2 protein-coding genes (1 of these 2 running past the window's edge) are annotated in these 16,547 nt (G+C 69.4%); both read left to right on the plus strand.

Annotated features, from left to right (window positions below; genetic code table 11):
* A protein-coding gene (locus NM2_RS22235) for a non-ribosomal peptide synthetase (RefSeq protein ID WP_067672114.1) crosses the window boundary here: on the plus strand, window positions 1–15,868 show its final stretch. The gene continues 34,589 nt to the left of window position 1, outside the view; only the last 15,868 of its 50,457 coding nucleotides appear in the window; its start codon lies beyond the left edge, outside the window; the stop codon is at window positions 15,866–15,868.
* 9 nt (window positions 15,869–15,877) lie between these two features.
* Complete coding sequence (locus tag NM2_RS22240; RefSeq protein WP_067672117.1) at window positions 15,878–16,222, plus strand: Uma2 family endonuclease; 345 nt, start codon at window positions 15,878–15,880, stop codon at window positions 16,220–16,222.
* Window positions 16,223–16,547: the final 325 nt, after the last annotated feature.

Genomic DNA, 16,547 nt, shown 5'->3' on the forward strand with positions numbered 1-16,547 from the left:
CACCTATCGCGGCGGACGGGTGCCGTTCACCATCGAGGCCGACCTGCACGCCGCACTACAGCGCCTGGCGCGCGAGCGGCACACGACGTTGTTCATGGTCGTGCACGCCGCGCTCGCGACGTTCCTGGCGAAGCTGTCCGGAACCGAGGACATCGCGGTCGGCACACCGGTCGCCGGGCGCGGCCGGGCCGAACTGGACGACGTGGTCGGCATGTTCGTCAACACCCTGGTCCTGCGGACCGAGGTGCGGCCGGAGGCGAGCTTCGACGAGTTGCTCGCACAGGCCAGGGAGACCGATCTGCAGGCGTTCGCGCACGCGGACATCCCGTTCGAGCGTCTGGTGGAGATGCTCTCGCCGGAGCGGTCCACCGTGCGCAATCCGCTGTTCCAGGTCGGGTTGTCGTTCGAGAACATGCCCGAGACCGCATTCGAACTGCCCGGTCTGCGGGTCGGCGCGGTCGAATTCGAGTCCGGTATCGAGAAGTTCGACCTGTCGCTGACCCTGCGCGAGTCGCTCGACGACTCCGGTATGCAGGCCGAATTCTCCTTCGCGCGTGATCTTTTCGACGATGACACGGTCGAGGTGCTGGCCCGCCGGTTCGTGCGCCTGCTGAGCGTGCTGGCCGCCGATCCGCATGCCTCGGTCGGTGACGTGTCGCTGCTGACCGCGCCGGAATTCGAGCTGCTCACACACGTGCACGGCGACGACGTCATGGCGACGGGCGTGCTGCCGGATCTGATGAGCCGCGGCGTGGAGCTGGGCCGCGACCGGATCGCGGTGCGCTACGACGGGCGTTCGATCACCTACGGCGAACTCGACGAACGGTCCTCGCGCCTGGCGCGCGTGCTGATCGAGCGCGGCGTCGGACCGGAAAAGCTTGTGGCCGTGTCCTTCCCGCGTTCCTACGAGATGGTGCTGGCCGTGCTGGCGGTCACCAAGGCCGGTGGCGCGCACGTGCCGGTGGACCCGACCTATCCCGCGGACCGGGTCGCGCACATGCTCACCGATTCCGGTGCGGTACTGGGCATTACGGGTTCGGCGCAGGTGGCGAGCCTGTCCGGCGAGGTGGACTGGCTGGTCCTGGACGATCCGTCGACGGAACGGCTGTGCGCGGCGCAGTCCGCCGAGCCGATCACCGATGCGGACCGGCTCACGCCGCTGCGGATGCGGCATCCGGCGTACGTCATCTACACCTCGGGTTCTACCGGACGGCCCAAGGGCGTCACCGTGACCCATGCGGGTCTGGGTGGCCTGGTCGACGTCGCGGTGGGGCACTACGAACTCGAATCGCGGCATCGCATGCTGCATATTTGTTCGCCGAGTTTCGACCCGTCGGTGCTGGAATGGCTGTGCGCCTTCTACACCGGCGCGACGCTGGTGATCGCGCCCGCGAACATCATCGGCGGCCCGGATCTGGCCGAGCTGATGCACACCGAGCGGGTGACGCACGTCATCATCACCCCGGCCGTGCTGGGCACCGTGGATCCGGCGGAACAGGATCAGCTGCTGGTCGCCTCGGTCGGCGGCGACGTCACCACGCCGGAACTGCTCGCCAAGTGGCAGCCCGGCCGCAAGTACTTCAACGCCTACGGTCCGACCGAGACCACGATCATCTCCTCGTACGCGCGGCTGTTCCCGGGACGGCACGTCACCATCGGCGAGCCGGTGCACGGCATGTCGGCCCTGGTGCTGGACGCGCGGTTGCATCCGGTGCCGCCGGGTGTCGCGGGTGAGCTGTATCTGGCGGGCGCGGGCGTGGCTCGCGGATACCGGAACCGGCCGGATCTGACCGCGGATCGCTTCGTGCCCAACCCGTTCGGCGCGCCGGGCGCGCGGATGTACCGCACCGGCGACGTGGTGCGCTGGTTCGCCGAACCGGGCGAGCGGGCCGGTAACGAGGCGCTGCCGTCGGTGGCCTGGCAGCTGGACTACGTGGGACGCTCGGACTTCCAGGTGAAGATCCGCGGCTTCCGCATCGAACTGGGTGAGATCGACGCCGTCCTCGGCACCCACCCGGACGTCGAGTTCGCCTTCACCATGGGACGCGAAACCGGCGCTGGCGCAACGATTCTGGTGGCGTACGTGTTGGGCGTCGCGGGTCGCGCGGTCGATCCGGCCGACGTGAGCGCCCATGTCGCGCGGACCCTGCCGCCGCATATGGTCCCCTCGGCGATCGTGGTGCTCGACGAGATCCCGCTGACGCCGGTGGGCAAGCTGGATCGCAAGGCGCTGCCCGAACCCGAACTCGCGCCGCGGGAATTCCGCGCACCGGTCGGCGAGGTCGAGACGATCATCGCCGAGGTGTTCGCCGAGGTGCTCGGCGTCGACCAGGTGGGCGTGGACGATTCGTTCTTCTCCTTGGGCGGCGATTCGATCCTGTCCATTCAGCTGGTGTCGCGGACCAAGGCGCGCGGCGTGGTGTTCTCCCCGCGCGACGTGTTCGAACGGCGTACTGTGGCCTCGCTGGCCGAAATCGCCACGCGCGGTGACGCTTCCGAGCGGCAGCGGCTGGCGGAGCTGCCCGGCGCCGGGGTCGGCGAGATCCCGCTGACGCCGATCATGACGCAGTTGCTGTCGAGCGGCTCGTCGTACGAGCGTTTCTCGCAGTCGATGACGGTTCGCCTGCCCGAGGGCATCGACCGGCAGACGCTGGTCGCGACGATCGGCGCGGTCTTCGAGCACCACGACGTGCTGCGTTCGCGGCTGCGCGGCGACGCCGACACCGGCTGGGTCTTCGAGGCACTCGAGCCCGGCGCGGTCGACGTGGACGCCCTGCTGCATCGCGTCGAGGTGCCCGGCGATATCGACGCCGAGGCGTTGAACCGGCTGGCGACCGCGGAACTCGATGCGGCACTGGGACGTCTGGATCCGGCGAACGCGGCGATGATGCAGTTCGTGTGGTTCGCCGCCGAGGCGGGCAGCGCGCGCCGCGACGCGATGCTGATCGTCGGCCATCACTTCGTGGTCGACGGCGTGTCCTGGCGCATCCTGCTGCCGGACTTCGCGATGGCCTGGTCGCAGCTGGCGGCCGGGCAGCCGGTGGCCCTGCCCGCCAACGGCACATCGATGCGGCGGTGGGCGCACGCCCTGGCCGAAGCCGCGTCCGATTCCGAACGTCTGGCGGAACTGCCGTTCTGGCAACGGGTTTCGGCGACCCCGGACCCGCAGCTGGGTTCGCGGCCGTTCGATCCGGCGGTGGACACCAATGCGACCGTGGATCAGGTGCGCGTCAGCGTGCCCGCCGACGTCACCGAAGCCGTGCTCACCACCCTGCCGGGCCTGTACCACGGCGGGGTCAACGACGGACTGCTCTCGGCGCTGGCGCTGGCCGTGGCGCGGTGGCGTCCGCGCACCGGTGACGCCTCGCTGATCCGGGTCGAGGGACACGGCCGCGAAGAGGACGTCGTGCCCGGTGCGGACCTCTCGCGCACCGTCGGCTGGTTCACCACCGCCTATCCGGTGCGGCTGGATCCGGCCGGCGCCGATCTGGCCGACGCGTTCGCCGGTGGACCGGCGCTGGGCACGGTGGTCAAGGCGATCAAGGAGCAGCTGCTTGCCGTGCCCGACAAGGGCCTGGGCTACGGCCTGCTGCGTCGGCTGAACCCCGAAACCGCTTCGCAGCTGGGCGATCCCGGACAGATCAGCTTCAACTACCTGGGCCGGATCTCCGCCGGTGAGGTGCCCGAGGAGCTCGCCGAGCTCGGCTGGGTGCCGGTCGACGACCTGGGTGATCTTTCGGTGGGCCAGGACGCGGATATGCCCGCCAACGGCGCGGTCGACATCAACGCGATCGTCACCGACGGCGAGCAGGGCCTGCGCCTGGGCGCGTCGTTCACCTACCCGACCGGTCTGCTGGACCGCGAGCAGGTGCAGGAGTTCGCCGATCTGTGGGTCGAGGCGCTGACCGCGCTGGCGCGGCACGCCCGCCGCCCGGACGCCGGTGGCCTGACCCCGTCGGATCTGCCGCTGGTGCCCGCCACCCAGGCCGATATCGCGGTGTGGGAGCGGAACTATCCGGCGCTGATCGACGTGTGGCCCTTGTCGACGTTGCAGTCGGGTCTGCTGTTCCACGCGCTGCTCGCGCAGAGCGGCGTCGACGTCTACACCGTGCAGTCCACCGTCGGGCTGCGCGGCGCGGTCGACATCACCCGGCTGCGCACGGCCGCACAGGGCATCCTCGTGCGGTACCCGAACCTGCGCACCGCCTTCGTCACCGATGCCGACGGCCGCTCGGTACAGGTCGTGCTGGACAAGGTCGAAGCGCCGTGGCGCGAGGTGGATCTCACGGATCTGCCCGAGGCACAACGGGATAGCGAGCTGAAGCGGCTGATGGCCGCGGACCGGGCCGAGCACTTCGACATGTCCGCGCCGCCCCTGCTGCGGTTCACGCTCTACCGCACGGCCGCGCACGACTGGCAGATCGTCATCACCACGCACCACATCCTGCTGGACGGCTGGTCGATGCCGCCGCTGCTGCGGGATCTGCTGATGCTGTACGCGGTGCGCGGCGATGCGAGCGTGCTGCCGCGCGTCGCGCCCTACCGGAACTACCTGGCCTGGCTGGCCGGTCGCGACCGGGACGCCTCGCTGCGCGCCTGGCAGACCGCGCTGTCCGGGGTTCAGGAGCCGACGCTGCTCGCACCGCGGATCGCGGTCGAGGAGCAGACCTACGAGATCGGCCGCCAGGTCACCGAGATCGATGCCGAGCGCACCGAGCGGATCAAGCGGTACTGCGCCGAGCTGGGCATCACCGTCAACACGCTGATCCAAGCGGCGTGGGGTGTGCTGCTGAGCCGGATGACCGGCCAGGACGACGTGGTGTTCGGCGCGACGGTGTCGGGTCGTCCGGCGGAACTGCCGGGCGTCGAATCGATGGTCGGCCTGTTCATCAACACCCTGCCGGTGCGGGTGCGTGTGGACGACGCAACGTCGGTGGGGCAGTTGCTGTCCGGTCTGCAGGCGGATCAGGCCGATCTGCTCGATCACCACTATGTGGGCCTGACCGACATCCAGCGGGTGGCCGGTACCGGTGTCGGGTTCGACTCGCTCGTGGTGTTCGAGTCGTATCCGGTGGACAAGGACGCGATCGAGGCGACCAGTTCCATCGACGGCATGTCGGTGACCGGCGCGGGCATGTACGACGACACGCATTACCCGATGACGGTGATGGTGAGCGCCGAGGCGACCGTCGTGCTGGCGATGAAGTACCTGGTCAGCCACTTCACCGACGAGCAGGTCGAGGAACTGTCCGCACGCCTGCTGCGCGTGCTGGACGTCCTGGTGGACCGGCCGGATCGGCGCGTGGGCGAGATCGAACTGCTCGACGACGCCGAACGCGATCGAATCCTGGTGCGCTGGAACGATACTCGGCACGAGGTCGCGCCGGAGCTGCTGCTGGACGGGTATCGCCGTACGGTGGCCGCGCATCCGGATCGGGTTGCGGTGAGCTACGAGGGTGCGGAGCTGACCTATCGCGAGTTCGACGAGCGCGTCAATCTGCTTGCGCGCCGGTTGATCTGGGCGGGTGTGGGTCCGGAGTCGCTTGTCGCGCTGTCGATTCGTCGTTCGATCGATCTGGTCGTGAGCATGTACGCGGTGATCACTGCCGGTGGTGCTTACGTTCCTTTGGATCCGGATCATCCGGCCGAGCGGATCGCGCACGTGCTCGAGACCGCGCAGCCGGTGTGTGTGCTGACTCGTACCGCGGACGCGGTCGAGGTGCCTGCGGGTATCGAGGTGTTGGATCTGGAGACCGTTGATCTGGATGGTTTCGAGGTCACGCCTCTGGAGCCGGACGAGCTGGAAGGTCCGGTGCTGCCGGACAATCCGGCGTACGTGATCTTCACGTCCGGTTCGACCGGCCGCCCGAAGGGCGTCGCGGTCTCGCACGCCGCGATCCACAACCAGATCACCTGGATGCTCGCCGAGTACCCGATGGGCGCGGGCGACGTCTACTTCCAGAAGACCGCGACGACGTTCGACGTCTCGCTCTGGGGCTATTTCATGCCGCTGCGGGCCGGGGCGAAATTGGTCGTCGCCACGCACGACGGGCATCGCGATCCGGAATATCTCGCCGAAACCATTGCCGCGCAGGGTGTTACGGTCACCGACTTCGTGCCGTCGATGCTGACGGTGTTCGCCGCGCACACCCCGGCCGGTGCGGTGCCGACGTTGCGCGACGTATTCGTCATCGGTGAGGCGCTGCCGCCGCAGACCGTGGCGGCGATGCGTTCGATCTCCGCCGCGACGGTGCACAACCTGTACGGTCCGACCGAGGCCGCGGTCTCGATCACCTACTGGCCCGCTACGCAGGACGACCGGCTGAGTGTGCCGATCGGTGCGCCGCAGTGGAATTCCCTTGTTTACGTGTTGGATTCGCGGCTGCGGCCGGTTCCGGCCGGGGTGCCCGGTGAGCTGTATCTCGCCGGTGACCAGCTCGCGCGCGGCTATGTGGCGCGTCCGGATCTGACCTCGGACCGGTTCGTCGCCGATCCCTTCAGCACGACCGGCGCGCGGATGTACCGCACGGGTGACCTGGTGTCCTGGCGTGTCACCGATGGCGAGCCGGTGCTGGATTACATCGGCCGCACCGACTTCCAGGTGAAGTTCCGCGGTCAGCGCATCGAACTGGGCGAGATCGAATCGGCGCTGCTGGCGCATCCGTCGGTCAGTCAGGCCGTGGTGCTGGTGCTGCCCTCGGATCTGGGCGATCAGCTGGTGGCCTACACGGTGCCCGCGCCCGGACAGGCGATCGATCAGCGCGAGTTGCTGGCCGCCGCCGCGGAATCGTTGCCCGCCTACATGATTCCCGCCGCGGTGGTCGAACTGGCCGAATTCCCGCTGAACACCAGCGGCAAGCTGGACCGGAAGGCGTTGCCGGAGCCGGAGTTCGCCCATCGCGAGTTCCGCGCGCCGTCCACGCCGATCGAGGAGATCGTGGCGAGCGTGTTCGCCGAGGTGCTCGGTGTGGACCGGGTCGGCGCGGACGACGACTTCTTCTCCCTCGGCGGCAACTCGCTGATCGCGACGCAGGTGACCGCGCGGCTGGGTACGGCCCTGCGGACGCGGGTGTCGGTGCGGGAGCTGTTCGAACGCTCCAGTGTGGCCGAACTGGCCGCGCGGGTGGCGCAGTACGCCGGTTCCGATGTCGCCCGGCCCGCGCTGGCGGCGACCGTGCGGCCCGAGCAGGTGCCGCTGTCGCTGGCGCAGCAGCGGATGTGGTTCCTGAACCGGTTCGATCCGAACTCCACCGCCTACCACGTGCCCGCCGCGGTGCGGTTGTCCGGGAACGTCGACCTGGACGCTCTGCAGGCCGCGGTGCGCGACCTGGTGGAGCGGCACGAGGTGCTGCGCACCGTCTACCCGGAGCGCGAGGGCTTCGCGCAGCAGGTGATTCTGCCTGTCGCGCAGGCGGTTCCGGATCTGACGCCGGTGCCGGTGCGGCCGGATGCGGTGCAGGACACGGTCCTCGAACTGGTCACCGCCGCATTCGACGTCACCACCGAGATCCCGCTGCGGGCTCGCCTGCTGCGCATCGACGCACCTGGTGGCGCGGCCGGGTCAGGACCGGAGGCGGAGCCTGACCACGTTGGCCCTGCGGTCGTGCCCGATGGACACGGCACCACCGGGGCGGAGTCGGCAGCCGAGCGTGATCATGCGGGCCTCGCGGTTGCGTCCGATGGGCAAAACGCGGAGTACGTCCTGGTGTTCGTCGCGCACCACATCACCGCGGACGGCTGGTCGATGGGCCCGCTGACCCGGGATCTGATGCTGGCCTACGCGGCCCGCGCGGCCGGTGACGCCCCGGCCTGGACTCCGCTGCCGGTGCAGTACGCGGACTTCAGCGTCTGGCAGCGCGAGGTGCTGGGTTCGGAGGACGATCCGGACAGCGTGATCTCCGCACAGGCCGAGTACTGGCGGACCACGCTGGCCGATCTGCCCGACGAGCTGAACCTGCCGGTCGATCGGCTGCGCCCGGCGGTGCCGTCGTATCGCGGCGGGCACGTGCTGTTCCCGATCGACGCCGAGGTGCACGAGGCGCTGCGGGAGATCGCCCGCGAGCGGAACACCACGCTGTTCATGGTCGTGCACGCCGCACTGGCGGTACTGCTGGCCAAGCTCAGCGGCACCGAGGACATCGCCGTCGGCACGCCGATCGCGGGTCGCGGCGAGGCCGAACTCGACGACCTGATCGGCATGTTCGTCAACACCCTGGTGTTGCGGACCGAGGTCGGCGGGCAGCGCAGCTTCCTGGAGTTGCTGGCCGATGCCCGCGAGGTGGATCTGCAGGCGTTCGCGCACGCGGACATCCCGTTCGAGCGCTTGGTGGAGTTGCTCGCGCCGGAGCGGTCCACCGCGCGCAATCCGCTGTTCCAGGTGGCATTGTCGTTCGAGAACATGCCCGAGACGACGTTCGAGCTGCCCGGCCTGCGGGTCGGCGGGGTCGAATTCGATTCCGGCATAGAGAAATTCGACCTGTCGCTGACTTTGCGCGAGTCGGGTGACGGCTCGGGCATCTCGGCCCAGTTCTCCTTCGCCCGTGACCTTTTCGATCAGGCATCGGTCGAGGTGATCGCGGCCCGGTTCGTCCGATTGCTGCGCCAGATCGTGCGGCGCCCGGACGCGGCGGTCGACGATTTCGAGCTGATCGAGGACAGCGAGCGCGCGGACCTGATCTCGCGCACCGGCCTCCCGGCCAGCGCGCCGCGCACGCTGCCGGAGCTGCTGGCCGAGGCCGTGGCTCGCGATCCGCAGGCGACCGCCGCGGTGGAGGGGCACGCGCCCGTGGCGGGTTCGTCGTGGGGCCGGAGTCTGTCCTACGCCGAACTCGACGAGCGGTCGAACCGGTTGGCGCGCTTGCTGATCGAGCGCGGCCTCGGGGCCGAGGACCTGGTGGCCGTCGCGGTGCCGCGGTCGCTGGACTCATATCTGGCGGAGTGGTCGGTGACCAAGTCGGGCGCGGCGTTCGTGCCGATCGATCCGACGTATCCGGCCGACCGCATCGCGCACATGCTCACCGATTCCGGTGCGCGGGTCGGCCTGACCGTCGCGTCGGTGCGCGTTCAGCTGCCCGATTCGCTGGAGTGGCTCGTGCTGGACGAGTTGGACACCGCGGCGTTCGACTCGGCCGCGGTGAGCGACGCCGATCGGGTGCGGCCGCTGGTTCCGGCGCATCCGGCCTACGTCATCTACACCTCCGGTTCCACCGGCGTCCCCAAGGGCGTCATGGTCACGCACGCGGGTGTGGCCAACTTCCGCGACGAGCAGGTGGAGCTCTACGGGCTCGATTCCACAACGCGGGCACTGCATTTCGCCTCGCCGAGCTTCGACGCGTCGATCCTGGAACTGTTGCTCGCCGTCGGTGCGGGCGGGCGGTTGGTCATCGTGCCGCCGGGCGTCTACGGCGGTGCGGAACTGGCCGACCTGATCCGCGCGGAGGGCGTCACCCACGCGTTCATCACCCCGGCCGCGCTGTCCACGGTCGATCCGACCGGGCTGGACAGCCTGCGGGTGCTGACCGCCGGTGGTGAGGCGGTGCCCGCGGACCTGGTCGCCAAGTGGGTCGTTCCGCTGGCCGACGGGACGTTGCGCCGGATGCACAACGTCTACGGGCCCACCGAGACCACGATCGCGACGACCCTCGGTGCGCTCGCGCCGCAGGAGCCGGTCGCCCTCGGCGGTCCGATCCGCGGTATGCGCCTGCTGGTCCTGGACGAGCGGCTGCGGCCGGTGCCGGTGGGCGTCGCGGGCGAGCTGTACCTGTCGGGCATCCAGCTCGCGCGGGGCTACCACGCGCGCAACGGCCTGACCGCGCAGCGGTTCGTGGCCGATCCGTACGTGCCGGGCGGGCGCCTGTACCGCACCGGTGACGTGGTCCGGTGGACCGCGGCCGGTTCGGTGGAGTACGTCGGGCGGTCCGACTTCCAGGTCAAGGTGCGTGGTTTCCGCATCGAGCTGGGTGAGATCGACGCCGCCCTCACCGCGCACGAGACGGTCGGCTTCGCGGTCACCCTCGGCCACCGCGGTGCGGCCGGATCGACCGCGCTGGTGTCGTATGTCGTTCCCGCGCAGGATCATTCGATCGACGTCGGCGCGCTGACCGCACACCTGCAGGAACGCCTGCCCGCCTACATGGTGCCCGCGTCGATCATGGTGCTCGACCGCATCCCGCTGACCCCGGTGGGCAAGCTGGACCGGCGCGCCCTGCCCGAGCCGGTATTCGAGGCCGAGACGCTGTTCCGCGCGCCGCGCACCCCGATCGAGGAGGTCGTGGCGGGCGTGTTCGCCGCGGTGCTCGGCGTGGACCGGGTCGGCGCGGACGACGATTTCTTCGCCCTGGGCGGTAACTCGCTGATCGCGACCCAGGTGACCGCGCGCATCGGCGCGGCACTGGACACTACGGTCACGGTGCGTTCGCTGTTCGAGTCGCCGACGGTGGCCGGGCTCGCGGAGGCGGTGGCGGCGCAGAGCCGCGGTGACCGGGTCGAGATCGGCAGTCTGGAACGGCCGGAACGAATTCCGCTGTCGCTCGCGCAGCAGCGGATGTGGTTCCTGAACCGGTTCGATCCGGAGTCCACCGCGTACAACGTGCCGATGGCGGTGCGGTTGACCGGTGCGCTGGACATCCCCGCGCTGCGGGCCGCGATCGGCGATCTGGTGTCCCGGCACGAGGTGCTGCGGACGGTGTATCCGGAGACCGATCAGGGGCCGGTGCAGGTGATTCTGCCTGCGGTGCAGGCGATTCCGGCGCTGGATGTGCGGGTGACCGAGGCGGATTCGGTCGAATCGGCGGTGCTCGAGTTCTTCTCGGCCTCGTTCGACGTGACCGCCGAGGTGCCGTTGCGGGTGGCCGTGTTCGAGGTGTCGGCGGCGGGAGCCGACGGCACGGGCGAGTACGTGCTGGCGATGGTGGTGCATCACATCTCCGGCGACGGTTCGTCGATGGGTCCGTTGACGCGGGACCTGATGACCGCCTATGCCGCTCGCTCCGCGGGCGCGGCCCCGGAATGGGAGCCGCTGGCGGCGCAGTACGCGGACTACAGCATCTGGCAGCGCGCGGTGCTCGGCTCGGAGGACGATCCGGAATCGCTGGCGGCCAAGCAGATCGGCTACTGGCGCAGGGCGCTGGCCGATCTGCCCGATCAGCTGGACCTGCCCGCGGACCGGCCGCGCCCGGCGGTGCAGTCCTTCGCCGGCGGCACGGTGAGTCTGCGGATCGACGCCGACACCCACGCCGCGCTGGTGGCCGTTGCCCGCGAGCAGGGCGCGACGCTGTTCATGGTCGTGCACACCGCGCTGGCGGTGCTGCTCGCGCGGCTGTCGGGGACCGAGGACATCGCGATCGGCACCCCGATCGCGGGTCGTGGTGAGGCCGCGCTGGACGACATGATCGGCATGTTCGTGAACACCCTGGTGTTCCGGACACAGGTCGAGTCCGGCGCGTCGTTCACCGATCTGCTGGCGACCCAGCGGGAGTCGGACATCCAGGCGTTCGCGCACGCGGACGTGCCGTTCGAGCGTCTGGTCGAGGTGCTCAACCCGGAGCGTTCCACCGCGCGGCATCCGCTGTTCCAGGTCGGCATGTCGTTCCAGAACCTGGCCCGGATCAGTCTGGAACTGCCCGGAATGACCGTGTCCGGACTCGACGTGGACGTCGAGATCTCGCAGTTCGACCTGCATCTGATCGTGGGCGACGGATACGACGAGTCGGGCGCGCCGCTCGGCATCGCCGGTGACCTCACCTATGCGACGGATCTGTTCGACCGCGAGACGGCGCAGATCTTCGCGGACCGGTTCGTGCGGTTGCTCGGCGAGATCGTCGCCGCGCCGGACCGGGCCGTGGGCGATCTGGACTACCTGGACGCGGGCGAGGTCACCGAGCTGGTGTCCGACCGCAACGCGACCGCGCACGAGACCGATCGCTCGGCGACCCTGGTGTCGCTGCTCGAACGGACCGTCTCGCGCACGCCCGATGCGACGGCGCTGATCGCACCCGACGGCGCCGCGATCAGCTACGCCGAACTCAGTGCTCGGGTGAATCGCCTTGCGCGCCAGCTGATCTCGCTGGGTGTCGGGCCGGAGGCGCGGGTCGCGCTGGCGCTGCGCCGGTCGGTGGATCTGGTCGTGGCGATGTACGCGGTCGCCACCGCCGGTGGCGCGTACGTGCCGGTGGATCCGGATCAGGCCGCCGAGCGCACCGATTACATCCTCGACACCGCGGCCCCGGTCTGTGTGCTGACCAACGCCGAGACCGCGTTCGAGACCACGATCGCGCCGGTCGTGCGGATCGATGCGGACCAGGGTGGCGAGGATTCGCCGATCGCCGATGCCGAGCGGCTCGGCGTGCTGCGTCCGGAGAACACCGCGTACGTCATCTTCACCTCCGGTTCGACGGGGCGCCCGAAGGGCGTGGCCGTGCCACACGCGGCGATCGTGAACCAGTTGCTGTGGGAGACCGCGGAATTCGGGCTCGGGGCGGACGATTCGGTGCTGCTGAAGACCGCCGCCACCTTCGACCTGTCGGTCTGGGAGTTCTGGACCGCCGCGGTCTGCGGTGGCCGGTTGGTCGTCGCCACCGCCGAAGGTCATCAGGATCCGGAGTACCTGAACGGTCTGATGGCGCGCGAGTCGGTGACGACGCTGCACGTGGTGCCCTCGATGCTCGACGCGCTGCTGACCGAATCCGATGGGGCGCTGCCGGATTCGCTGCGGCAGGTGCTGGCGATCGGTGAGGCGCTGCCGGGTTCGGTGGCGCAGCGCTTCCGCACGGGCAATGCGGCCGGGCTGTTCAACCTGTACGGGCCCACCGAGGCGGCCGTCTCGATCACCAGTCACCAGGTCGGCGAGGCCGATGTGACGTCGGTGCCGATCGGTGTGCCGGAGTGGAATTCCCAGGTGTACGTGCTGGATTCGCGGTTGCGTCCGGTGCCCGCCGGGGTGCCCGGCGAGCTGTATCTGGCCGGTGCGCAGCTGGCGCGCGGATATTTCGGCCGCGCGGAGCTGACCTCGGATCGGTTCGTGGCCGACCCGTTCGCCGATGGTGAGCGGATGTACCGGACCGGAGATCTGGCGGTGTGGAATGCCGCCGGTGAGCTGGATTACCGGGGCCGCACCGACTTCCAGGTGAAGATTCGCGGATTCCGGATCGAGCTGGGTGAGATCGAGGCCGCGCTGCTGGCGTTGCCGCAGGTCACGCAGACCGCCGTACTGGCCAAGTCGGATCCGCGCCTGGGTGATCGGCTCGTCGCCTATCTGGTGACCTCGGAGGTGGATCTCGATGTGGCGCAGGTGCGTTCGGAGCTGTCCGCGAACCTGCCCTCGTACATGGTGCCCGCCGCGTTCGTGGTGCTCGACGCGCTGCCGTTGAACGTGAACGGCAAGCTGGATCGAAAGGCGTTGCCGGAGCCAGAATTCGAGTCCACTCCCTACCGCGCGCCGTCGACGCCGACCGAGCAGGTGGTGGCCGAGGTGTTCGCCGACGTGCTCGGGCGCGACGGTATCGGTGTCGATGACGACTTCTTCGGCATCGGCGGTAACAGCATCCTGTCGATTCAGCTGGTGTCGCGGTCCAAGGCGCGCGGTGTGATGTTCAGCGCGCGTGCGGTGTTCGAGCGGCGCACCATCGCCGGAATCGCCGCCGGTGCGGTGCTCGGCGGCTCCGAGCCGGAACTGCCGACCGGTCCGCTGGTCGAGGTCGATCCGGCCGATCAGACGGTGTGGGAGCGGAAGTACCCCGCGATGCGCGAGGTGTGGCCGCTCTCGCCGTTGCAGTCGGGTCTGTTCTTCCACGCGATGATGTCCGAGGCCACCATGGACGTCTACAGCCAGCAGGCACGCCTGGACTTCACCGGAACTCTGGACGCCGACCGGTTGCACGCGGCGGCGCAGGCCCTGGTGGATCGCTATGACAACATCCGGGTCGCCTTCACCACCGACGCGGACGGCAAAGCGGTGCAGATCGTCCAGGATCGGGTCGAAGTGCCTTGGCGCGAAACGGATCTCACCGATCTGCCCGCCGATCGGCGGGAGGCCGAGCTGGCGCGGCAACTCGCCGAGGATCGTGCCGTGCAGTTCGACATGGCGACGCCGCCGCTGATCCGGTTCGGCCTGTACAAGCTCGATGCGGACGGCGACGCGCAGCAGTGGCGGCTGGCGATCACCGCGCACCACATCCTGTTCGACGGCTGGTCCATGCCGTTGCTGATGCGGGATCTGCTGGTGCTGTACGCGGTGCACGGCGACGCGAGCGTGCTGCCGCACGTGGCGTCCTACCGGGACTTCCTGGCCTGGCTGTCGGTACGCGACCGCGAGGAGTCGCTGCAGGCGTGGGCGCGGGCGCTCGCAGGTGTGGACGAGCCGACTCTGATCGCGCCGCAACCGAAGTCGGTCGACGGTGTCGAGATCGAGCACGTGGGCATCGAACTCGACGCCGAGCGGACCCAGCGGCTGAGCAAGTTCTGCGCCGATCTCGGGATCACCGTGAACACGCTGGTGCAGGCGTCCTGGGGTCTGCTGGTCGGTCGCCTGACCGGCCGCGGCGACGTGGTGTTCGGCGCGACCGTGTCCGGGCGTCCCGCGGAGCTGACCGGCATCGAATCGATGGTCGGCCTGTTCATCAACACCCTGCCCGTGCGGGTGCGGGTCGACGATCATCGCACGGTCGCCGATCTGCTGACCGGACTGCAGGGCGAGCAGGCGGCGCTGATGGACCACCACTACGTCGGCCTGCCCGACATCCTGCGGGTGGCCGGACTCGGCGCGCAGTTCGACTCGCTGATCGTCTTCGAGTCCTATCCGGTGGATCGGGAGGCGATCGCCGCCGCCAGCTCCATCGACGGCGTCTCGGTGACCGGTATCGATTTCAAGGGCGGCACGCACTATCCGCTGACCATCACGGTGACCGCCGACACCACGATCGTGGCGAACCTGGAGTATCTGACCAGCCGGTACAGCGAGGACGCGGTGCGAACCCTGGCCGCGCGGCTGGAGCGGGTGCTCGAGGCGCTGGTTGGCGATCCGGACGCGCTGGTGGCCGACATCGATATCCTCGATGCCGACGAACGCGCCCGGATCCTGGTCGAATCCGGCGGTGCGGCAACCGAACCCGCGTCCGCGCGGGTCGGCGCGCGCACCGTGGCCACGACGCTGGGCGCGGTCGTCGAGGAGGATCCGCAGGCTCCCGCGCTACTGGTCGGCGAGTCCGAAATCGGTTATCAGGTGGTCGATTCGCGGTCCTCGCAGCTGGCGCGGGTGCTGATCGGACGCGGTGTCGGCCCCGGCGATATCGTCGCGGTGGCGCTGCCGCGTTCGGTCGAGGCGGTGGTCGCCCTGTGGGCGGTGCAGAAGGCCGGTGCCGCGGCGTTGTTCGCGGACGGGTTGTCCTTCGGTGAGATCGTCTCGGCCGGAGCGGGATTCGGCATCACGCTGGAACCGGCGGCGAAGTCGGTGCGCTGGCTGGTGCCGACCGACCCGAAGGTGCAGGCCGAACTCGCGGCGGCCCCGGCGCATCCGGTGTCCTACGCCGATCGCCTGCGCCCGCTGCACGAGGACCACCCGGCCCTCATCGCCCGCCACACCGACGGCTCCTGGTTCACCCTGACCCAGGAACAGGCCCTCGACCACGCCGAGGCCCTCCGCGAGGACAACGGCATCGATTACGAGTCGACGACCTTCACCGCCGCCACCGCGGGCCCCGCGGCCCTGGCCGAATTCCTGGCCTCGGCCACCGCTGGCGCCCTGTCGGTCCTCCCGACCGGCGCGGACATCGCCGACGACCTCGCCGACGCCGAGGTCACCCACTGGTTCGCCACGTCCCGGGACTCCACCGATGCGGCGACCGACGAGGTTCGGGTGGTGATCACCGACTAGCCCGCCCGGGTGAAGAGTGCCGCACATCCGGCACTCTTCACCGGCGGAGCCTGTCGGGGATTGCCTGCCGCGCAGGTTGTCCTAGCCGTCGAGGTTGTCTCGACCTCGACGACGATGCAGGACCGCATGGTCAAACCGCTCATGTATGCGGAGGCCGGAATCCCGAACTACTGGGGTATCGAGATCAACTCGTTCAAAGGCCGCCTCCCCGGTGAGGGATTGCCGGTCCTGTTCGCGTACATTCGCGGCGACGACGGCGAGTACCAGCTCACCCACCGCGTGGCCGCCGGGACGGCGGCAACTCTGCACTCGCCGTTCGAATTCACCGTGGATCCGGCAACGCTCATGCGCTGACTTCTCACGGGTGTCCGCGCGGTGACGTCGACGTCCGGACACGGAGCATCCGGTGTCGTGATCGAGCGTCGGATATGTCCTGGATGCTCGACTGCGGGCAAGCGGCAGAGTGCGCCGCAACCGGCCGTGCGATCGGCCGTTCGGGGGATCCGGGCTCGAATGTCGCGGTATTCGTTGTTTGGCGGTGGGTTCCGGTTCGAATCATGATCAACGGGTACTCGGGTTGGGATGCGGTGTAGCTCGGGGATACAGGTAGTGCGGTACTGCGGATTTCCGCGGGGGATCGGCGGATCGTGGGATGGGACGGATCGTCCGTCGGGTCGCG

This window comes from Nocardia miyunensis NBRC 108239, from assembly GCF_001613065.1.
GTDB lineage: Bacteria > Actinomycetota > Actinomycetes > Mycobacteriales > Mycobacteriaceae > Nocardia > Nocardia miyunensis.